The organism is Candidatus Pelagibacter communis (assembly GCF_001180165.1).
Lineage (GTDB): Bacteria > Pseudomonadota > Alphaproteobacteria > Pelagibacterales > Pelagibacteraceae > Pelagibacter > Pelagibacter ubique_P.
On the sequence record NZ_CVSQ01000060.1, the window covers coordinates 162,710 to 182,507 of the forward strand.

Annotated in this window: 20 protein-coding genes; 12 read left to right on the top strand and 8 right to left on the bottom strand. The window is 28.4% G+C overall.

Annotated elements, in window-relative coordinates; translation table 11 throughout:
- Positions 1-13: 13 nt before the first annotated feature.
- On the bottom strand, positions 14-2,788 hold the full coding sequence (gene polA / locus AMN88_RS04305) for a DNA polymerase I (protein ID WP_075536577.1): 2,775 nt from the start codon (positions 2,786-2,788) through the stop codon (positions 14-16).
- A gap of 114 nt (positions 2,789-2,902) precedes the next feature.
- Between polA and AMN88_RS04310 the strand changes: the two genes are divergently transcribed.
- Positions 2,903-3,454, top strand: coding sequence for a biotin transporter BioY (locus tag AMN88_RS04310; RefSeq protein WP_075536578.1), 552 nt, complete (start codon positions 2,903-2,905; stop codon positions 3,452-3,454).
- Here the strand turns inward: AMN88_RS04310 and AMN88_RS04315 are convergent.
- Positions 3,447-4,010 carry an ActR/PrrA/RegA family redox response regulator transcription factor gene (locus AMN88_RS04315; protein ID WP_075536579.1) on the bottom strand — a complete coding sequence of 188 codons (564 nt, stop codon included), beginning with the start codon at positions 4,008-4,010 and terminating at the stop codon, positions 3,447-3,449. The two genes, AMN88_RS04310 and AMN88_RS04315, sit on opposite strands and share 8 nt — an antisense overlap.
- 167 nt (positions 4,011-4,177) lie before the next feature.
- Here AMN88_RS04315 and AMN88_RS04320 point away from each other — a divergent pair, with 167 nt between their 5' ends.
- Genes AMN88_RS04320 through speB form a run of 3 tightly spaced genes read left to right on the top strand, consistent with a single transcriptional unit; the run spans position 4,178 to position 7,283 of the window.
- Positions 4,178-5,362: a type III PLP-dependent enzyme gene (locus tag AMN88_RS04320; RefSeq protein WP_075536609.1), complete on the top strand. Its 1,185-nt coding sequence runs from the start codon at positions 4,178-4,180 to the stop codon at positions 5,360-5,362.
- Complete coding sequence (locus tag AMN88_RS04325) at positions 5,362-6,405, top strand: 1,9-bis(guanidino)-5-aza-nonane synthase (protein ID WP_075536580.1); 1,044 nt, start codon at positions 5,362-5,364, stop codon at positions 6,403-6,405. Before AMN88_RS04320 ends, AMN88_RS04325 begins: the two co-directional genes overlap by 1 nt.
- A 2-nt stretch (positions 6,406-6,407) precedes the next feature.
- Positions 6,408-7,283: an agmatinase gene (gene speB, locus AMN88_RS04330; RefSeq protein WP_075536581.1), complete on the top strand. Its 876-nt coding sequence runs from the start codon at positions 6,408-6,410 to the stop codon at positions 7,281-7,283.
- Here speB and AMN88_RS04335 read toward each other — a convergent pair.
- From AMN88_RS04335 to AMN88_RS04350, 4 genes are read right to left on the bottom strand one after another with little or no spacing between them, the layout of a single operon-like run.
- The gene (locus AMN88_RS04335) at positions 7,280-7,834 is read right to left on the bottom strand and encodes a queuosine precursor transporter (protein ID WP_075536582.1); all 555 of its coding nucleotides are present in this window, start codon (positions 7,832-7,834) and stop codon (positions 7,280-7,282) included. The genes speB and AMN88_RS04335 overlap by 4 nt on opposite strands.
- Positions 7,834-8,145: a 50S ribosomal protein L28 gene (rpmB, locus tag AMN88_RS04340; protein WP_075536610.1), complete on the bottom strand. Its 312-nt coding sequence runs from the start codon at positions 8,143-8,145 to the stop codon at positions 7,834-7,836. The genes AMN88_RS04335 and rpmB overlap by 1 nt, the downstream gene beginning before the upstream one ends.
- A 52-nt stretch (positions 8,146-8,197) precedes the next feature.
- On the bottom strand, positions 8,198-9,250 hold the full coding sequence (locus tag AMN88_RS04345) for a quinone-dependent dihydroorotate dehydrogenase (RefSeq protein ID WP_082254625.1): 1,053 nt from the start codon (positions 9,248-9,250) through the stop codon (positions 8,198-8,200).
- The gene (locus AMN88_RS04350; RefSeq protein WP_075536584.1) at positions 9,250-10,812 is read right to left on the bottom strand and encodes a lysine--tRNA ligase; all 1,563 of its coding nucleotides are present in this window, start codon (positions 10,810-10,812) and stop codon (positions 9,250-9,252) included. Before AMN88_RS04350 ends, AMN88_RS04345 begins: the two co-directional genes overlap by 1 nt.
- Before the next feature lie 91 nt (positions 10,813-10,903).
- Between AMN88_RS04350 and AMN88_RS04355 the strand changes: the two genes are divergently transcribed.
- From AMN88_RS04355 to AMN88_RS04365, 3 genes are read left to right on the top strand one after another with little or no spacing between them, the layout of a single operon-like run.
- Positions 10,904-12,343 carry a TrkH family potassium uptake protein gene (locus AMN88_RS04355; RefSeq protein ID WP_075536585.1) on the top strand — a complete coding sequence of 480 codons (1,440 nt, stop codon included), beginning with the start codon at positions 10,904-10,906 and terminating at the stop codon, positions 12,341-12,343.
- Between the two features lie 2 nt (positions 12,344-12,345).
- Complete coding sequence (locus tag AMN88_RS04360) at positions 12,346-13,722, top strand: AmpG family muropeptide MFS transporter (RefSeq protein WP_075536586.1); 1,377 nt, start codon at positions 12,346-12,348, stop codon at positions 13,720-13,722.
- Positions 13,712-14,458: a C40 family peptidase gene (locus tag AMN88_RS04365; RefSeq protein WP_075536587.1), complete on the top strand. Its 747-nt coding sequence runs from the start codon at positions 13,712-13,714 to the stop codon at positions 14,456-14,458. The genes AMN88_RS04360 and AMN88_RS04365 overlap by 11 nt, the downstream gene beginning before the upstream one ends.
- Here the strand turns inward: AMN88_RS04365 and AMN88_RS04370 are convergent.
- Complete coding sequence (locus tag AMN88_RS04370; protein ID WP_075536588.1) at positions 14,455-15,351, bottom strand: prephenate dehydrogenase; 897 nt, start codon at positions 15,349-15,351, stop codon at positions 14,455-14,457. The genes AMN88_RS04365 and AMN88_RS04370 overlap by 4 nt on opposite strands.
- Entirely contained in the window at positions 15,348-16,433 is a 1,086-nt protein-coding gene (hisC, locus tag AMN88_RS04375) for a histidinol-phosphate transaminase (RefSeq protein ID WP_075536589.1), read from the bottom strand. The genes AMN88_RS04370 and hisC overlap by 4 nt, the downstream gene beginning before the upstream one ends.
- 192 nt (positions 16,434-16,625) lie before the next feature.
- Between hisC and metX the strand changes: the two genes are divergently transcribed.
- From metX to rpmA, 5 genes are all read left to right on the top strand, one after another.
- Positions 16,626-17,741 carry a homoserine O-acetyltransferase MetX gene (gene metX, locus AMN88_RS04380; RefSeq protein WP_075536590.1) on the top strand — a complete coding sequence of 372 codons (1,116 nt, stop codon included), beginning with the start codon at positions 16,626-16,628 and terminating at the stop codon, positions 17,739-17,741.
- 2 nt (positions 17,742-17,743) lie between these two features.
- Complete coding sequence (gene metW / locus AMN88_RS04385) at positions 17,744-18,340, top strand: methionine biosynthesis protein MetW (protein ID WP_075536591.1); 597 nt, start codon at positions 17,744-17,746, stop codon at positions 18,338-18,340.
- Between the two features lies 1 nt (position 18,341).
- Positions 18,342-19,061, top strand: coding sequence for a hydroxyacylglutathione hydrolase (gene gloB / locus AMN88_RS04390; protein ID WP_075536592.1), 720 nt, complete (start codon positions 18,342-18,344; stop codon positions 19,059-19,061).
- Positions 19,062-19,125: 64 nt separating this feature from the next.
- Positions 19,126-19,524 (top strand): 50S ribosomal protein L21, encoded by a 399-nt coding sequence (gene rplU / locus AMN88_RS04395; protein WP_075536593.1) that lies wholly within the window; start codon positions 19,126-19,128, stop codon positions 19,522-19,524.
- Positions 19,525-19,538: 14 nt separating this feature from the next.
- A complete protein-coding gene (gene rpmA / locus AMN88_RS04400) occupies positions 19,539-19,793 on the top strand; it encodes a 50S ribosomal protein L27 (RefSeq protein ID WP_023854670.1) in 255 nt (84 codons plus the stop codon).
- Positions 19,794-19,798: the final 5 nt, after the last annotated feature.

Consider the following 19,798-nt stretch of genomic DNA (forward strand, 5'->3'; position numbering starts at 1 on the left):
CAATGTTATAAATTTAATGTAACATGCCCCAATTATCTCCAACATTAATATCAACTGTTAAAGGAGTTGAAAAAGAATGATAATCACTCTGAGCTACACTGGTCATTTCTTTCTCAATTAATTTAATCATTACTTTTTCATCTTTTTTTGGAATTTCAAAAATTAATTCATCATGAATTTGCAAGAGCATTTTTGAATTAGAATTTTTTTCCTCTGATAATTTCTTATCCAATCTTATCATAGCTAATCTCATTACTTCAGAAGCAGAACCTTGAATGGGAGCATTAATTGCTGCACGTTCTTGAAAATTTCTTACATTAAAGTTTTTGTCATTTATTCCATTAAAGTGAGATCTACGTCCAAAAATATTGTTAACATATCCACTTTTTCTACAGAATTTAATTGTATTATCCATATAAACTTTAATTTCTGGAAACTTAGCAAAATATGAATTCAAAAATTCCTCTGCTTCATAATTAGAAACATTTATTTGCTTAGCTAATCCATATTGCGAAATTCCATAAATAATTCCAAAATTAATAGCCTTAGCCTTTCGTCTGTGATCTTGATTAACTTTTTTGATATCAATATTAAATATTTGGCTAGCTGTTAAAGAGTGAATATCTTCTTTATTCTTAAAAGCTTTTTTCAATTCTTTTACATCTGCCAGGTCTGCTAAAATTCTCATCTCAATTTGATTGTAATCTGCAGAGATTAATAGGTGCCCCTTTTTTGCAGTGAAAGCTTTTCTTATATCTTTTCCATCTTCTGATTTAATTGGTATATTTTGTAAGTTGGGATCACTAGACGCTAGTCTTCCAGTCGTTGTAGCGGCCAGCAAAAACGAAGTATGAACCCTTTTTGTATTTGGATTTAAATGTTCGGGTAAAGCATCTGAATAAGTATTTTTCAATTTTGAAACTTGTCTCCATTCTAAAATTAATTTTGGAAACTCATGACCTTTAAAAGCTAAATCCTCTAAAACACTTGCACTTGTTGCAAAACTTCCTTTTTTAGTTTTCTTTAAACCAGCTATTTTCAAGTCATTATAAATTATTTCACCTAATTGCTTTGGGGATGCGATATTGAACTCTTTTTTAGAAATTCTAAATACTTCTTTTTCAAGTTTTTGAATTTTTTTTTCAAATTTAGATGAAAGAGATTTTAAAAACTTACTATCAATTTCAACTCCCTCTATTTCCATAAATGCAAGAATTTTAATTAGTGGCTTTTCAAAAATTTCATAGATATTTATCATTTTTTCTGATTTTAAATTTTTGACAAATTTCTTGTATAATCTAAAAGTAACATCAGCATCTTCTGCAGCGTAATCTTTTGCTTTATCTAATTCTACTTCGCTAAAATTAATTTCTTTCTTACCTGTTCCTACCATCTCTTTAAAAGAAATAGTTTTATGCCCTAAATGAATTTCTGATAAAGTATCCATATTATGTCTATTTTTTCCTGCATCTAAGACATAAGACATTAGCATCGTATCTTCCATTGATGAAAGCGTTATTCCACACTTATAAAGTACGATAAAATCAAATTTTATATTTTGACCTATTTTTTTTATACTAGGATCTTCTAATATTTTTTTTAATTTTTTAATTACTGCGTCTTTTTTAAGACACTTGGGTGACTTGTGACCAACTGGTATGTAACATGCTCTCCCAACTTTAGAGCAAAGAGAAATGCCCACTAAATCAGCTTGGTGCGGATCTAATGATGTAGTTTCTGTATCTACAGCAACTTCACCAACTTCTTCTGCCTCCTCTATCCATTTATCAATTTCATCTAAACTATTAATTAAATAATAATTTTTGTTATTTATCGTTTGTTGTTTATCTAGATTTTGAGTTTCAATCTTATTACTTTCTAGCTCAGGTTCTCCATAAGCAGAAATTGCAGAACTTAACAACCTGTTAAATTCCATTTCTCTTAAAAATTTATATAATTTATCTTTATCTATATTTTGTAATTTAAATTCACTTAACTCTCTATTAACAGGAGATTCATGATCAAGTGTTACAAGTTTTTTACTTATTAATGCTTTATCCTTATTCTCTATTAATGTTTCTCTTCTTTTATTTTGCTTAATCTCATGAGCTGATTTTAGTAAATTTTCTAAAGTGCCATATTTATTAATAAGCTCTGCAGCCGTCTTAATACCTATACCCGGAACACCAGGGACATTATCACTACTATCTCCTGCTAAAGATTGTACATCAATAACTTTTGAGGCATCTACTCCAAATTTTTTTAAGACATCATCATCAGTTATAAATTTGTTTTTCATGGGGTCAAAAATTCGGACCCCTTTTTTGTAAAGCTGCATTAAATCTTTATCTGATGAGACAATTGTAACCTTTGCACCTTTTTTAAGGATTTGATCAACATATGTGGCTATTAAATCATCTGCTTCATAATTAGGAAGATCCACAGATGGCAAATTGAATGCTAGTACTGATTTTCTTATATACTCAAATTGAGGAGCCAAATCATCAGGCGCCTCAGACCTATTGGCTTTGTAATCACTATAAATTTCATTTCTGAAAGTTTTTCTTGCTGAATCGAAGATTACTGCAAAATGTGTTGGTTTTTGCAAGTTTTGATCAGATTTTGAGTCCTCTAATAATTTAAATAACATACTGCAAAAACCACTTACAGCACCTGTTGGAAGTCCATCACTTTTTCTAGTCAATGGAGGCAAAGCATAATAAGCTCTAAAAATATAACCAGAACCATCAATCAAATAAAAATGATCTGTTTTTTGAATTTTATTCATGAAGTAATATTAAATATTATAATGATAATATATTCTGTATATAAAAAAATTTACTTTCAATTAATTTAACAATTATAAGTAGATTATTTTTTATATTTTGAGTATTATTTAACGATGGAATTAACAAAAAATCTCACGCACGCTAAACTATTTAAATCTCTGGTTGTTATTGTTCTTGGTTCAATAGCACTAACTATATCTGCAAAGATCAAAATTCCTTTCTATCCGGTTCCTATGACTATGCAAACATTTGTTGTATTGTTTTTAGGAATAAGTTTAGGACATAAAATTGCACTAGCTACAATTAGTCTGTATTTAATTGAAGGAATTGCAGGTCTTCCTGTATTTTCAAATTCACCTGAAAAAGGTGTTGGATTAGTTTACTTTACAGGACCAACTATGGGTTACTTAATTGGTTTTTTAACAGCTTGTTACTTAGCTTCCAAAATTAAGATTGATGACAATTTTTTCGTTGTTTTATTTAAGTTAATTATCGCAACTTCAACAATCTATATTCTGGGTCTAATTTGGCTTGGAACATTGATTGGATGGGATAAGCCAATTTTTGCATTAGGTGCAAAACCTTTTCTATTAGCTGAGATTTTTAAAATTATGCTTTTAGCTCTTTTGACTAAGCAAATAATTAAAATTAAAAAATTTATCTAGGTGATCTTTTAGAAAGAATTCTTTGAAGAGTTCTTCTGTGCATTTTAAGCCTTCTGGCTGTTTCTGAAACATTCCTATTACATAACTCGAAAACTCTATGTATATGTTCCCATTTAACTCTATCAGCTGACATCGGGTTTTCTGGTGGAGCTGCTTTTTTTGAAGGATCTGCCAACAATGCTTTCTCTACATCTTCTGCATCAGCAGGTTTAGCTAAATAATCTATGGCACCTTCTTTAATTGCAGCTACTGCAGTTGGAATATTTCCATAACCAGTTAACATGATAATCCTACTATCACTATTTGAAGACTGAATTTCTTTTACAACCTCAAGTCCATTACCATCTGCAAGTCTTAAGTCTACAACAGCAAAACCAGGTTTTTTAGTTTTTACGGATTCAACTCCCTTTTGTACACTCTCAGCTTGAAAAACCTCAAATCCTTTTTTTTCCATCGCTCTTGCTAAACGCTCACGGAAAGGATTATCGTCATCCACGATTAATAATGACTTATTTTCAAAATCATTGAGATTCTGTAGTTTTGCTTCTTCTTTCATGGATCTAATATGGGGTCTCTGCTAGATATTACAATATATGAATTTTACGCATTTCTGGCTTGAATTATTTGCTTTACTTTAGTGCTGTTTACTTTATATGCCAAAAAATATTAAAGTTTTTTTTAAAAAGACTTTTTTTTATTAAATTTTTTTTGGAGGCATTTAAAATGCAAAAATTTAAATCAGTTGAGGAATTAGTTAGTCAACTGAAACCTGAAAAACCAGTTTACTGTATTAGAAAGAATTCCATTAAATCTGCTGTTAAATTTTTCCTAAAAAAATTTCCAGGTAAAATTTTATATGCAGTTAAAACTAATCCACATTCTGAGGTAATTAAAACAATCATAGAAAGTGGAGTTGAGCAATTTGATGTTGCTTCAATTGAGGAAATTAAAAATATTAGAACTTTCAGTAATACAGCAAAATGCTCTTATATGCATACTGTTAAAAGCAGAGAAAGTATAAAAGAAGCATACTTTAATTATGGTGTAAAAACTTTTTCATTAGATACTAAAGATGAACTGATTAAAATAATTGAAAGTACAAATAACGCTAAAGATTTAGAGTTATTTGTAAGAGTTGCTGTTTCAAATGAACATGCGGAAATTGATTTATCAAAAAAATTTGGTGCTTTAACATCAGAAGCAATAGGTTTATTAAGACTTGTAAAACAACATGCTAAAAAAATTGGCTTGAGTTTTCATGTTGGTTCACAATGCATGCATCCAATTTCTTATTCGAAAGGAATTAGTGAAATTGGAAATATAATTAAAAAGACAAAAATTATTCCACATTACATTAATGTAGGTGGAGGTTTTCCTACAATCTATCCTGACTTAATTCCACAATCTTTAGATAGTTATTTTAATGAAATAAATAAGAGTTTAGAAAATCTAAAGCTTGAAAAACTTCCTGAAATTATTTGTGAGCCTGGTAGAGCTATAGTTGCAGAAAGTGGCTCTACAATTGCAAGGGTTAATTTAAGAAAAAAACAAAAACTTTATATTAATGATGGTACCTATGGTACTCTTTTTGATGCAGGTACACCAAACATTGTATTCCCATCTAAAATGATTAAAGAAAATTCTAATAAAATAATTTCAAAAAAATTAACTGCTTTTAATTTCTTTGGACCTACATGTGATAGCATGGATTATATGAAAGGTCCTTTTTTGCTTCCAAATAATATTAAAGAAAATGATTATATTGAACTCGGTCAACTTGGTGCATACGGATTGACATTTAGAACTCAGTTTAATGGTTATTACTCAAATGAAATTTACGAAGTTGAAGATAATCCAATAATGACAATGTATGACAAAGACATTAACAAAGCTAACATGGTAGCTTAATGTCAGGTCAAAAAAATCCAGGTCATAACAGCAAAAGGGATTTCTTAAAAAATCCTGTTGAACACATCGATATAACTTCTTTTGATAGTAGAAAAATTATTTCCTCAATGGAGAAAATGTCATTTGTTTCTAGAGAAGCAGCAAATGCTGCTAATATTTATAACGAAATGCTTAAAGATAAAGATTGTACAATTTTCCTTACTTTAGCAGGCTCTACTTCGGCAGCTGGATGCATGAATATTTATAAAGATTTAGTTAAATATAATATGGTAGATGCAATAGTTGCAACAGGTGCCTCAATTGTAGATATGGATTTTTTTGAAGCTCTTGGCTTTAAACATTATCAAGGTTCACAATTTCAAGATGATACTGAGCTGAGGAATAACTATATAGATAGAATTTACGATACCTACATAGATGAAGAAGAGCTTCAAGTGTGTGATAAAATCATATGTGAAATCGCAAACAACTTAGAAGCGAGAAGCTATACTTCAAGAGAATTCATTTATGAAATGGGAAAATATTTAAAAAATAACTCAAAGAAAAAAGACTCTTTAATTGAAACTGCTTTTGACAACAATGTTCCTATTTTCTGTCCAGCTTTTACTGACTCAAGTGCAGGATTCGGATTAGTTATGCATCAAGAACAAAATCCAAAAAAACATATGACAATAGACTCTGTTAGAGAATTTAGAGAACTAACAGAAATTAAAATCAAATCTAAAGGTTCTGGATTATTTATGATTGGTGGTGGTGTACCTAAAAACTTTATTCAAGATACTGTAATTTGTGCTGAACTATTAGGAAAAGATGTAGACATGCATAAATATGCTGTTCAAATTACTGTTGCTGATAGTAGAGACGGTGCTTGTAGTAGCTCCACATTAAAAGAAGCAAGTTCATGGGGAAAAGTAGATATTACAAAAGAACAGATGGTGTTTGCAGAAGCAACTAGTGTTTTACCATTGATAGCAAGTGATGCTTATCATAAGGGTGAGTGGAAAAATAGAACAAGAAAAAACTTTACTAAAATTTTTGAATAAAATTGAAATATCTCTCAAATAAAAACGGGTTTTTAGGAATTGATAATAAATTTAGCTTTAAAGAAAAAGCTGTAATTGTTCCATTTGGTTTAGAAAAAACTGTCAGTTATGGGGGAGGAACAAAAAATGGACCTAAAGAAATTATAAAAGCATCTCATCAAGTTGAGCTGTATGATGAAGAACTTAATTGTGAACCTTATAAAAAAATAGGTATTAAAACTTTAAAACCGTTTAAAATTGATAAAAATATTAAAAAAGCACTTAATAAAATCTCAAATATTAATAAAGAAATTTTAGATAAAAAGCTTTTCCCAATGACTTTGGGTGGAGAACATTCGATAACTCCTGGATGTATTGTTCCTTTTACTAAAAAGTATAAAAACATTTGCCTGCTACATTTTGATGCTCATGCAGACTTACGTCAAAGTTATAATGGAGAAAAATTTTCACATGCTTCTGCAATTAGAAGGTGTCTAGATTATAAAAACGTTTCGTTAATTTCATTTGGCATAAGAAACATCTCAGAAAGTGAAATCCCATTTTTAAAAAAGAATTCTTCAAGAATAAATATTTTTTGGGCGAAAGATAAAAAAAAATGGAATTTGTCTAAATTTAAAAAACTAATTAAAAACAAAACTGTTTATCTAACATTTGATGTAGATGGACTAGATTCAAGTATTATGCCTGCGACTGGTACGCCTGAACCAGGAGGACTTTTGTGGGACGAAACATTAGATATAATAAGAATTGCAGCTAAAAACTCGAAAATTGTTGGTGCAGATATCAATGAACTATCTCCAATTAAAGGATTTAATTCTTATAATTTTCTTGTTGCAAAATTAGCTTATAAAATTTTGTCTTATAAATTTTTGTATTAAACTTTAATTGGTTTAATAATTTTCAACAACATTCTGAATGGTATCAACATTATTATAGCAACTAAAATTTTTACTGCTAAGTCTCCAAGAGATAAAGTAACCCAAGGCACCCCTGTTGCATAAAATGATATTGAGAAAAATAAAAATGTGTCGACTGTTGATCCAATCAAAGATGAAGTAAGTGGTGCAACAAACCACTCTTTTTTTCTTAATCGATCAAAAATTTGAATATCTAACAATTGAGCAGTAATAAATGCTACACCTGATCCAATTGCAATTCTAACAGAAATTAAATCTGCAAAATCAGTTGAGAAAAGCAATGTAAACATAATTCCTATTAAAAAGCCCAAATATACAATTTGTCTTGCTAATAATTTTCCGTAAGACCTATTCGCTAAATCGGTTATTAAAAAAGCTATTGGGTAACTAAAAGCCCCATAAGTTAAAATCTCATTTAATCCAAAATAGTTTATTGGGAACTGAACCAAATAATTAGAAGATAGTACAACAACCCCCATCATTACAGACAGGGTGATAAATAATTTGTTCATTAAGCTGATTTAGCTACAGGTTTCTTTTTAAAAGGGGATTTAATTAAAACTACTTTTTTTAACTTTTTTAATCTAGGAGATAAATTTTTATTTTTTACGGTTTTTAAAAATTCATCAAAACTGCCTTTTTTGTCTACTGACCTTACACCTGAATTACTTACAGTAAGTTTTAAACTTCTTCCAGTGAGCTCGCTTGTAAATTTTACTTTTTTAAGATTCGGTAAAAATCTTCTTTTAGTCTTGTTGTTAGCATGGCTAACATTATGACCTTTCATAGGAATTTTACCGGTAAGTTCGCATTTTTTTGGCATAATAACAGTGCTTATATAAGGGGAGATATTGAAGGCGTCAAGTTTAATACTTTTAAGAAACAGTTTTATTTCCCACAATTTCTGTGAAATTTTTAACACCATCTCTTATTAGTAATTCTTTTAGGTCCTTTTTAATCATCCCAGCAATATTGGGTCCTTGAAATACCATGCCGGTATACAACTGAATATAATCTGCTCCTAATAAAAACTTTTCATAAGCTGCTTTACCAGAGTCAACACCACCTACTCCAATTATTTTAATTTTACCTTTAATTAAATTGTAGAATTTACTTATTAAAAGATTTGATTTTTTTTCAATAGGTTTTCCAGATAAACCACCTTTTTGATGTCTCTGTATATTTTGAAGTGTTTCCCGAGAAACTTCTGAAGTATTTGAAATTATTATTGCGCTTATTTCATTTTCTAAAAGTATTTCTGAAATTAAGTCAATTTGATTTTCATTTATATCTGGTGAAATCTTTACAGCTACAGGAATTTCAGTTTTTAATTGTTTTTTTTTCTCTAAGATAGATTGTAATAACTCTTTTAATTTATTCTCATCATGAAAGTTTCTTAGATTTTCAGTATTTGGTGAAGAAATATTGATCGTAATATAATCTGCAACTTCAGAAAATTTTTCTAATCCAATTAAATAATCATTCAATCTATCATTAGAATCTTTGTTTGGACCCACATTTACACCTAGCACACCTAGTTTTTTATTAGATTTTATTCTGTTTAATATTGTATCTGATCCGTGGTTGTTAAAACCTAACCTATTAATTAATGCTTGATCTTCTACCAATCTAAATACTCTTGGTTTTTCATTTCCATATTGTTTTAATGGTGTAACTGTACCTACTTCAACAAATCCAAATCCCAGCTTAAATAAAGGGTTGTATACCTCTGCGTTCTTATCAAAACCTGCAGCAATACCGATAGGATTATCAAGATTTTGATTAAATAATTTTGTTTTTAAAATTGGATCATTTTTGTTTTCATCAAATATATTTGAAACTAAATTGAGTTTGAGTGATTGAATTGCTAAAAAATGTGCTCTTTCAGGATCTATTTTAAATATTAAAGATCTTAAATTTGAATACATTATTTCAATTTATTAATTATCAATTCTTTTGTTTCGTTAACACCGAAAAAACTTATAAAAAAACCCATTCTAGGTCCATTTTCATCTCCAAACACCACTTCATAAATTAACTTAAACCAATCTCTTAAGTTTTCTGCATACCCATTTTCTTTGCCTGTTGAATAAATTAATGTTTGTATATCCTCTGGAGACATTTGGTCATTACATTGTTCTAAAGTTTTAACTAAAGCTTGTAGAGCTAATTTTTCATTTTCAGATGGATTTTTATATTTTTTTTGAGCCTTAATAACATCATTAAAATACTTAATTGCATAACCAACTAGTCCATCAAAAATCGGAAAATTTTTTTCATGAATATTAGATTTGTATTTTTTAACAAACTTCCATAATAAGTCTTTGTTATCAGCATTACTTGTTTCAACTAAATTCAACAACATAGAAAAAGTCATGATCATCTCTTCTTTTGGAATTTTTCCATTATGAACATGCCAAACAGGATTCATTACTAATTGTTGTTCTGTTTGTTTTTTTGATTTTTCAATATTATCAAGGTACTCATCTACAGCCTTAGGCACTATTTCTTTATAAAGTTTTTTTGCTCTTTTTGGATTTTGATACATGTATAAAGATAAGCTTTCGGGTGAGGCATATTTTAACCATTGGTCGATGGTAATACCATTTCCTTTTGATTTTGAAATTTTTTCTCCCTTTTCATCAAGAAATAATTCATAAGCAAATCCGGATGGATGTTTTTTACCAATTAAATTTATTATTTTGGTCGATAAAATTGCACTCTCAATAAGGTCTTTTCCATACATTTCAAAATCTATATCTAGAGCATACCATCTCATTGCCCAATCAACTTTCCATTGTAATTTACAATTTCCATCCAAAATACTAGATTCTAATTTTTTACCTTTATTATCAAAAATTATTTTAGAATTTTTTTTATCAATTTCTATAACTGGAATTTCGAGGACATGACCTGTATCTGGACAAATAGGTAAAAAAGGGCAATAAGTTTGTTGACGTTCTTTGCCTAAAGTTGGAAGTATAATATTCATTATACCATCATAATTTTCTAAAATAATTTTTAAAGTTGGGTTGAAAAAACCACCTTTGTATAAAGATGTCGAACTTTTAAAACTATATTTAAAGTTAAAACTATTTAAAAAATCTTTTAACATTTCATTATTATGCTCTCCAAAACTTGCAAATTTTTCAAATGGATCAGGAACTTGTGTTAATGGTTTATGAAGATTTTTATTTAGCAATTCCTGATTAGGAACATTGTCAGGAACTTTTCTTAAACCATCCATATCATCAGAAAAAGTAATTATCTCAGTTGGTAAATCTGTAAGTTGCTTTAAGGCATTCACCATCATTGAAGTCCTTGCAACTTCGCCGAATGTTCCAATATGAGGAAGACCACTTGGACCATATCCTGTTTGAAGGGTAATTTTCCCTTTTTTATCAATAAATGATTTTCTCTCACGAAGCATTTTTTTTGCTTCAACGAAAGGCCAAGCACTTGTTTTGTCCAAAATTTCTTTTTTAATCACGAATATATCTTTTATAAAAATCTTAAATTGGCGATTTTATTAATTCTTATAGAGTTGAAATTTATTTACCATAAAATAATGTTCTTTCAAAATGTCTAATTATAAAACTGTTTTTTTTACACTTGGAATTTTGCAAATAATTTTAGGGGTTTCAATGTTGATCCCTATAATTGCTCAATTTATTTATTCTGAAATAGACTCTTCATTTTTTGGTGCATCTATTGTAACAATAATTTTTGGATCATTATTTTTTCTTTCAAATCTAGACCACGACAAAAAGTTAAATTTACAACAAGCTTTCTTATTAACTGCTTTGTCCTGGTTAAGTATTGCTATTTTTGGATCTTTACCATTTATATTTTCAACTATGGAGCTTTCAATTACTGATGCCTTTTTTGAGAGTATGTCTGGTATTACAACAACTGGATCTACAATTATTTCCAACTTAGAGAGTACTCCAAAAGGCATTCTATTATGGAGAGCAATACTACAATGGCTAGGTGGCATTGGTATTATTGTGATGGCAATTACTCTAATGCCTATAATGAATGTTGGTGGTATGCAATTATTTAAAATTTCTAGCAACGACTCATCTGAAAAAATTCTTCCTAAATCAAAAGAAATAGCTTTGAGACTTATTTATATTTATTCAGGTTTAACCGCTCTTTGTGCATTTTCATATTGGATATTTGGAATGGGGAAATTTGATAGTTTAACTCATTCTATGACTACCATAGCTACTGGTGGATTTTCTAATTATAATCAATCTATCGGATATTTTGACAGCGTTCCTATAGAAATATCATCGATGATTTTTATAATTTTAGGAAGTATTCCATTTATTGCATATATTAAATTTATTAATGGTAATAAAAGTATATTTTTAAGCGATATTCAAATTAGAACATTTATTAAAATAATAATTATAAGCATTATTATATTATCAATTTATTTATTATTTAATAATAACGGAAACTTCAATTTAAGATCTATTTTTTTTAATACAATTTCAATATTGACTGGAACAGGCTATGTCAATGCTCAATTTGATGGTTGGGGAAGCTTTCCAATAACAATATTTCTTGCACTAATGTTTATTGGAGGGTGTGCTGGATCTACTACTTGTGGTATTAAAATCTTTAGAATTCAAATTCTTTATTTATTTATATTAAATCAATTAAAAAAAATTATATATCCAAAGGGAATATTTATAATTAAATACGATCAAGGATCTGTTGATGATAAATTTATTGCATCAATAATTTCATTTATTTATTTTTACTTTGTTATTTTTTTTATTTTAGCTGCATTATTATCATTAACTGGTCTCGATTTTATAACTGCTATCTCTGGAGCAGCAACATCAATATCGAATGTAGGTCCAGGATTAGGTCCTATAATTGGGCCTAATGGAGATTTTTCGGCTTTACCTGATATTTCTAAATGGATTTTAACTTTAGGTATGATTTTAGGTAGACTTGAGTTGTTTGCGATATTAGTATTGTTCTTACCATCTTTTTGGAGAAATTAATTATGTCTGAAACAAAGAAACAAACATGGCTTGATTCTCTTGCAGTTTATAAAGATATTCGAATGGTAAGAATTCTTTTATTAGGTGCAATAAGTGGTTTCCCATGGGTATTAATTGCAAGTAGCTTAAGTCTTTGGCTTAAAGAAGAAGGTCTTAGTAGATCAACAATTGGTTGGGCTGGTTTAATATTTGGAGTTTACGCTTTCAATTATTTGTGGGCTCCCATTATAGATAGAATTCAAATTCCAATACTAACAAAAAAATTAGGTCATAGAAGAGGATGGATAGTTTTGATGCAATTAATTATTTTGTTAAGTCTTGTTGTTTGGAGTGTGATTAATCCAACTGAAAATTTGGCTTTATTAATTACTGTAGGTTTAATTATTGCAATCGCGTCAGCAACCCAAGATATAACTGTGGATGCATTAAGAATTGAACAGATAAATGAAAATGAAGGAAAATCAATGGCTGCCGGCGCAGCCATGGCTGTTGTTGGTTGGTGGACAGGTTATAAATTAGGTGGGGTTGTTGCTTTATTTACGGCAGAATTTTTTGAAAACATAGGGGTAACTGACTACTGGCAAGCTACTTTTTTGATTTTAGGTATTTTAATAATTTTAATGAATATTGGATTAATGTTTGTTCATGAACCTATAGAGACAAACAGACAAGCAAAACAGAGAGAAACAGACAAATTAATTGAAGAAAAACTTGGATCTAGCAATATTATTACAAACTTTATCGCATATATTACAGGAACTATAGGCGGACCTATAATTAGTTTTTTTAGAAAAAATGGTTTTGCTATTGCAGCTGGAATTTTAGGGTTTGTTTTTTTGTTTAAAATAGGCGAGGCATTTATGGGAAGAATGTCTATTGTTTTTTATAAAGAAATTGGATTCTCCAAAGGTCAAATTGCAATTTATTCAAAAGGACTTGGTTGGATAACAACTGTTGTATTTACTTTGTTGGGTGGTGTAATGGCTATGAGAGCTGGAACAATTAAAACTATGTTCTTTGCTGGTGGGTTAATGGCTATAACAAATCTTTTATTTGCAGTTTTAGCGTGGACTGGAAAATCAGAAATTTTATTTGCAATTGCGGTTATAGCTGATGATATCACAGCAGCTTTTGCAACTGTAGCATTTGTTGCATTTATATCATTACTAGTTGATAGAACTTATACAGCCACACAATATGCATTGCTTGCTTCAATTGGTACTGCTGGTCGTACTACTTTAGCTTCATCCTCTGGAGCTCTAGTTGACTGGTTAAACGGAGATTGGGGAACATTTTTTGTTTTAACGACTATAATGGTGATACCATCATTAATTTGTTTGTGGTTAATTAAAAACAAAATTAAAGTTGGTGCAAAATAATTTTTATTTCATAGGTAATTTTTCGAATATTTACAAAAATCCTTCGAAAAGATCTGAAGTAACTTCACAAATTATACATGGTGAAAAATTCAAAATATTAGCAAAAAATAAAAATTGGATAAAAATTAAAACTTTATTTGATAATTATAAGGGGTTTATAAAAAATTCAAAATATATAGAAAAATTTAGCCCCAATTATAAAGTCAGTTCACTAAAAGCAAAGATTTATAAAAAACCTGGAATTGGAACTAACAGTTGGCTTCCATTTGCATCCAAATTATCTGTATTTGAGCAAAATAAGAATTACGTAAAAATTGAAAAAAATAAATGGATTAAAAAAGCTGATATTAAAAAAATAAACCATAAGGAAAATAATTTTACAAAAATATTTAAAAAATTTATCGATAAAAAATATGTTTGGGGTGGAAAAACATTTAAAGGTATTGATTGTTCAGCCTTATTGCAAATATTTTATTTTTATAATAATTCGTTTTATCCAAGAGATACAAAAGATCAGATCAAATATACAAAAAAGAATTCAAAGAAAAAACTATTTAAAAAAGGAGATGTTATTTTTTGGAAAGGTCATGTTGCTATCTGTTTAAATTCTAAACAACTAATTCATGCTTATGGTCCAGAAAAAAAAGTAATTATTATGCCAATTATAGAAACAATTAATAGAATTGAAAAAACTGCCAAGCTAAAGGTAAAAAAAGTATCTAAAATAAAATATTAATTTCTTCCAAAGTCAGGTTTATCAATATCTTGTTTCAATTTGATGATTTTTGACCTTACTTTTTTAGTCTGAATAAGTTTCTTTACGATAGACTTATTATTTTTTGAATTAATATCTTTTTTAAATTGATTTAAATTTTTAATAAACAAATCAATCGCTTTTGAAATATTATTTTTATTGTTAAAAAAAATATCTCTCCACATGATTTCATTTGATGCTGCAATCCTTGAAAAATCTCTTAATCCACCAGCGCTATATTTGATTAGTTCATAATTTTGTTTTTTCTCAAAATCTTGTGCAGATTTCACCAGATTATATGCAACTAAATGTGGTAAATGACTAGTAATTGAAAAAATTTTGTCATGTTTTTCAGCGCTCATAACAACTACTTTTGCTCCAATTTTTTTCCAAAACTTAGTTAGAATATTTATATTATTTTTTTTAATATTTTTTTCTTTAATTATTATGCACCATCTATCAGTAAACATATTTTCTTTACCATGCTCTGGTCCACTGACCTCTGATCCAGCTATTGGGTGACTTTGAATCCAATGAATACCTTTCTTTAAAAATTTATTTATAATTTTAGAAGTTTCAATTTTCGAAGAACCAATATCTGTAATCAATGTTTTCGATGTTATAAATTTATTAATTTTTAAAATAATATTTTTGTATTCACTCATTGGTGTACAAAAGATTATGAAATCGGAATTACATGCACCTTCTTTTAATGATTTAACAATTGTTCCAGGTAATTTTAATCTTTTTATCTTGGCAATATTTGATTTTGATTTTTCATAAATAAATATTTTTTTTGCTATTTTTTTTTTGCTAATACGCCTTAATAAAGATGAACCTAATAATCCACAACCAATAATTAAAATATTTTTCATTTTTTCAATACTTGCTTAATAACACTCATAAATTTTAAGTTTTCTTTTTTAGATCCAATAGTTAACCTTAATTTATTCTTTATATGATAACCATCTTCTGTTGATCTTAAAATAATTCCCTTATTTTTAAGTTTTTCATATAGAAATTTTGCTGAATATCTGCATTTTTCAAAATTAAGTAACAAAAAATTTGCTGAAACTGAATTTGAAAAAATATTATATGTCTCAAGAAATTTCTTAATTTTTTCAGAATATAATAAATTATGTCTAATCGATTTATTTATGAAAGCTTTATCCTTCAGTGACTCGGTGGCAGCTAATTGAGCAATACCATTTACATTAAATGGTGGTTTTATAACATTTAGCGCATCAACTATTTTTTTTGATCCATATCCCCAACCTACTCTCAGAGAAGCTAATCCAAACATTTTTGAAAAAGTTCTAAGGATGAAAACATTGTCTTTATTTTTAAACAAATCTAACCCAGATGAATAATCTTTGTTTTTCATATATTCTGCATAGGCATCATCTATAACTAGTAAAATTTTTTTATTTAATCTTTTTCTTAATTGTAAAACTTCTTTTTTCGTTAAGTAAGTTCCTGTAGGATTATTTGGGTTAGCTATAAAAACAATTTTAGTTTTTTTTGTTATTTTTTTTAAAATTTCATTTACTGAAACTTTAAATTTAATTTCTTTTGCAAATACAACTTTTGCACCTACAATTTTTGAGTAAATTCTGTACATTAAAAAACTGTACTCTGGTACCACAACCTCATCTTTTGGGTTTAAAAATAACTGACAGAGCATTTGGATAACTTCATCTGAACCTGCTCCACAAATAATTTTCTCAGAATTACATTTATAAGCTTTAGATATTGCTTTTCTTAAATTTTGAGATTTTCCATCTGGATATTTATCTAAATTCAGATTTTTATTTGATATTATTTTCTTTGCTTTAGGGCTCATACCTAAAGCAGACTCATTTGCAGAAAGTTTAATTACGTTCTTAAGTTTTTTAACTTTTGATTTACCAGGCTTATAAGCCTCAATTTTAAATTTTTTGAAATTTGGAGTTATCATTTTTTTTTAATTTATGTGCTCTTTATAGATAAAATTACAAAATTTTATAGAGAATAAGAGGTTTTTTTAAAAAATTGACATAATAAATAAGTTCTAGTAAAAAAATTATGCGCTGATTTAACTGAATTGCGAGCGCTTAAAAAAAACCGCTAAAATAGTTTTTTTTCTCACAATTCGAAACAGTCAAAAACTATGAATACTGAGAAAAACATAAAAACTTTGATTGTAAAGAAACCACTAAAATTAGACTGTGGGAAGACCATAAAAGATTTTCCAATAGCCTATGAAACTTACGGTTCACTTAATTCAAAAAAAGATAATGCAATATTAGTTTTTCATGCTCTAACTGGAGATCAATTTGTAACTGGAACAAACCCTGTAACTAACAAAGAGGGCTGGTGGAGTTATGCAGTAGGTCCTGATAAGGCTATCGATACGAATAAATATTTTGTTATTTGCTCTAATGTAATTGGAGGATGTATGGGATCATACGGACCAAGTCATAAAGATCCTGATCAAAAAATTTTTGGAACAAATTTTCCAGTTATTACAATTAATGATATGGTGAATGCTCAATATAATTTACTTGATCATTTTGGTATTGATAAACTATTTTCTATAACTGGTGGTTCAATGGGAGGTATGCAAGTCCTTCAGTTTATTAGTAATTTTCCTGATAAATCTAAAACAGTCATACCGATAGCAACCACATCTAGTCATTCAGCTCAAAATATTGCTTTTAACGAGCTAGGTAGACAAGCTATTACAGCTGATAGTAACTGGAAGGATGGAAATTATACATCAAACGAAACTAATCCTGGAAAAGGATTGGCGGTAGCTAGAATGGCAGCTCATATTACTTATTTATCTAAAAAAGGTTTGCAGGAAAAATTTGGAAGAAAGTTACAAGAAAGAGAAGATCTTAAATTTGGATTTGACGCTGACTTTCAAATAGAAAGTTATTTAAGATATCAGGGATCAGTTTTCGTAGATAGATTTGACGCAAATACTTATCTTTATATTACTAGAGCTATGGATTATTTTGATTTAGCTAAGCAATTCAAAGGTAATCTTTCAGATGCTTTTATAAATACAAAAGCGAAATTTTTTATAATTTCATTTACTTCAGATTGGCTTTATCCAACCCAAGAAAACAAAGATATTGTGATTGCTTTAAACTCAATAGGAGCTGATGTTGGATTTGTAGAAATTGAGTCAGATAAAGGTCACGACTCCTTTTTACTAGACGTTCCTGATTTCTTGAGTGCACTTAAAAACTTTTTAGATAAATCTTACGAAGAAAATTAATTATGAAAAATGAATTTCAGGTAATAGCAGATTTAATTGAAAAAGATAAGAAGGTCTTAGATGTTGGTTGTGCCGATGGAACTTTGATGAAATTTTTAAAGGATAATAAAAACATAAATATAAGAGGATTAGAGATTTCAAAAGAAAAAGTGCAAGAATGTATTGCTAAAGGTTTAACTGTAATTGAAGGAAATGCTGAAAAAGATTTAAAGCAATTTCCAGACAAATCATTTGATTATGTTGTTTTAAGTCAAACCCTTCAAGCTTTTCTTAATCCTGAATTAGTTTTAGATGAACTTTTAAGAGTTGGAAAAAAAGCAATAGTTACGATTCCTAATTTTGGATACTGGAAAGTAAGATTTCATTTATTATTTAAAGGCACAATGCCAATTACAAAAACATTACCAGATGAATGGTATAACACACCAAATTTACATATGTGTACAATCAAAGATTTTTTTCACTTTGTAAAATCAAAAGATATTAAAATTTTTAAATCACTTGCTTTAAATAATCTTAATTCATCAATAATAAATGAGAGTAATTTAGGAGTTAAAAATTTATCTGCAGATCTAGGTATATTTTTGATAGAAAAATAAAATGCGTATTGAAATTATACCCTGTCTTCAAGACAACTATAGCTATTTAATAATAGACGAAAGTAACAATTTTGCGTGTGTCGTAGATCCTAGTGAGTCTGAACCAATAATAAATTTCCTAAAAAATAAAAATATAAAATTAAAATATATTCTTAATACCCATCATCATTATGATCATATCGGAGGAAATCAAGAATTAAAAAAAAAATATGGGTCAGTTGTTATAGGTTTTAAAGGAGACTCAAAAAGAATACCTGGAATAGACATATTGTTACAAGACAATCAAATATGGAAAGCTGAAAACTTTGAAGCTAAAATTATGCATATACCTGGACACACATCAGGACATATTTGTTTTAATTTTTTTAAAGAAAAATTAGTTTTTACTGGAGATACACTTTTCTCACTTGGCTGTGGAAGAATATTTGAAGGCTCTTATGAAGAAATGTTTGAATCTTTGAACAAAATTAAATTATTACCAAAAGAGACAAAAATTTATTGTGGTCATGAATACACTCTTAACAATGCAAAATTTTGCAAAAAATATGATTCTGAGAATAAAGATTTGCAAAAAAAAATAGAAAAAATAGAAAAATTAAGAGAAAAGGGAATTCCTACCATACCCTCAACCTTAAAGGAGGAATTAGATTGTAATATATTTTTAAGAGCAAAAGATGTGGAAACCTTTTCAAAATTAAGAGATTTTAAGGATAATTTCTAATTAATTCGGCTTGACTATAGGCTGACTACAACTATATTGCGATAACTTTAAATTAAATCATACTATGTCATACGCAGTAATAAAAACAGGTGGAAAACAGTATAAAGTAAAATCTGGAGAAATTCTAAAGATTGAAAAACTAACAGATTCTAAACCTGAGACTAAGATAGAGTTTAATGAAATTTTGGCATACGGTGATAACAAATCAATTGAAATTGGAACTCCAAATGTTGAGGGTGCAAAAGTAGAAGCTGATTTAATTAAAAATAGCAAAAATAGAACTATTTTAATTTTTAAAAAAAGAAGAAGACAAAATTCAAGAAGAAAAAATGGGCATAGACAAGAATATTCTATGATAAGAATTAACAAAATTTTTTCAAAAGATGGTAAAGTGTTATCAGAAGCTGAAAAAATTTCTAAAACTTCAAAAAAAGAAGAAGTTAAGGAAGCAGTAAGCAAATAGTTATTAGGTAAGTTATGGCAACAAAAAAAGCAGGTGGATCATCACGAAACGGACGAGATAGTGCCGGTAGAAGACTTGGTGTAAAAAAGTATGGTGGTGAAACAGTAATTCCTGGAAACATAATTGTTAGACAAAGAGGAACTAAGATTTTTCCAGGTGAAAATGTTGGTATGGGTAAAGATCATTCAATATTTTCAGTTGTTAAGGGAAAAGTTGTCTTCAAAAAATCAAAATCAGATAGAACTTTCGTTTCTGTAAAGCCCAATTAATAGTA

Excerpts from the sequence above, each read along its gene's own strand:
- AMN88_RS04345 (WP_082254625.1), bottom strand. The coding sequence starts at position 9,250 with ATGTATTCAAATTTAAGATCTTTAATATTTAAAATAGATCCTGAAAGA.
- rpmB (WP_075536610.1), bottom strand. The coding sequence starts at position 8,145 with ATGCCAAAAAAATGCGAACTTACCGGTAAAATTCCTATGAAAGGTCAT.
- AMN88_RS04320 (WP_075536609.1), top strand. The coding sequence starts at position 4,178 with ATGCAAAAATTTAAATCAGTTGAGGAATTAGTTAGTCAACTGAAACCT.
- metW (WP_075536591.1), top strand. The coding sequence starts at position 17,744 with ATGAAAAATGAATTTCAGGTAATAGCAGATTTAATTGAAAAAGATAAG.
- AMN88_RS04315 (WP_075536579.1), bottom strand. The coding sequence starts at position 4,010 with ATGAAAGAAGAAGCAAAACTACAGAATCTCAATGATTTTGAAAATAAG.
- AMN88_RS04335 (WP_075536582.1), bottom strand. The coding sequence starts at position 7,834 with ATGAACAAATTATTTATCACCCTGTCTGTAATGATGGGGGTTGTTGTA.
- polA (WP_075536577.1), bottom strand. The coding sequence starts at position 2,788 with ATGAATAAAATTCAAAAAACAGATCATTTTTATTTGATTGATGGTTCT.
- hisC (WP_075536589.1), bottom strand. The coding sequence starts at position 16,433 with ATGATAACTCCAAATTTCAAAAAATTTAAAATTGAGGCTTATAAGCCT.
- AMN88_RS04325 (WP_075536580.1), top strand. The coding sequence starts at position 5,362 with ATGTCAGGTCAAAAAAATCCAGGTCATAACAGCAAAAGGGATTTCTTA.
- AMN88_RS04360 (WP_075536586.1), top strand. The coding sequence starts at position 12,346 with ATGTCTGAAACAAAGAAACAAACATGGCTTGATTCTCTTGCAGTTTAT.
- gloB (WP_075536592.1), top strand. The coding sequence starts at position 18,342 with ATGCGTATTGAAATTATACCCTGTCTTCAAGACAACTATAGCTATTTA.
- rplU (WP_075536593.1), top strand. The coding sequence starts at position 19,126 with ATGTCATACGCAGTAATAAAAACAGGTGGAAAACAGTATAAAGTAAAA.
- rpmA (WP_023854670.1), top strand. The coding sequence starts at position 19,539 with ATGGCAACAAAAAAAGCAGGTGGATCATCACGAAACGGACGAGATAGT.
- metX (WP_075536590.1), top strand. The coding sequence starts at position 16,626 with ATGAATACTGAGAAAAACATAAAAACTTTGATTGTAAAGAAACCACTA.
- AMN88_RS04355 (WP_075536585.1), top strand. The coding sequence starts at position 10,904 with ATGTCTAATTATAAAACTGTTTTTTTTACACTTGGAATTTTGCAAATA.
- AMN88_RS04370 (WP_075536588.1), bottom strand. The coding sequence starts at position 15,351 with ATGAAAAATATTTTAATTATTGGTTGTGGATTATTAGGTTCATCTTTA.
- AMN88_RS04310 (WP_075536578.1), top strand. The coding sequence starts at position 2,903 with ATGGAATTAACAAAAAATCTCACGCACGCTAAACTATTTAAATCTCTG.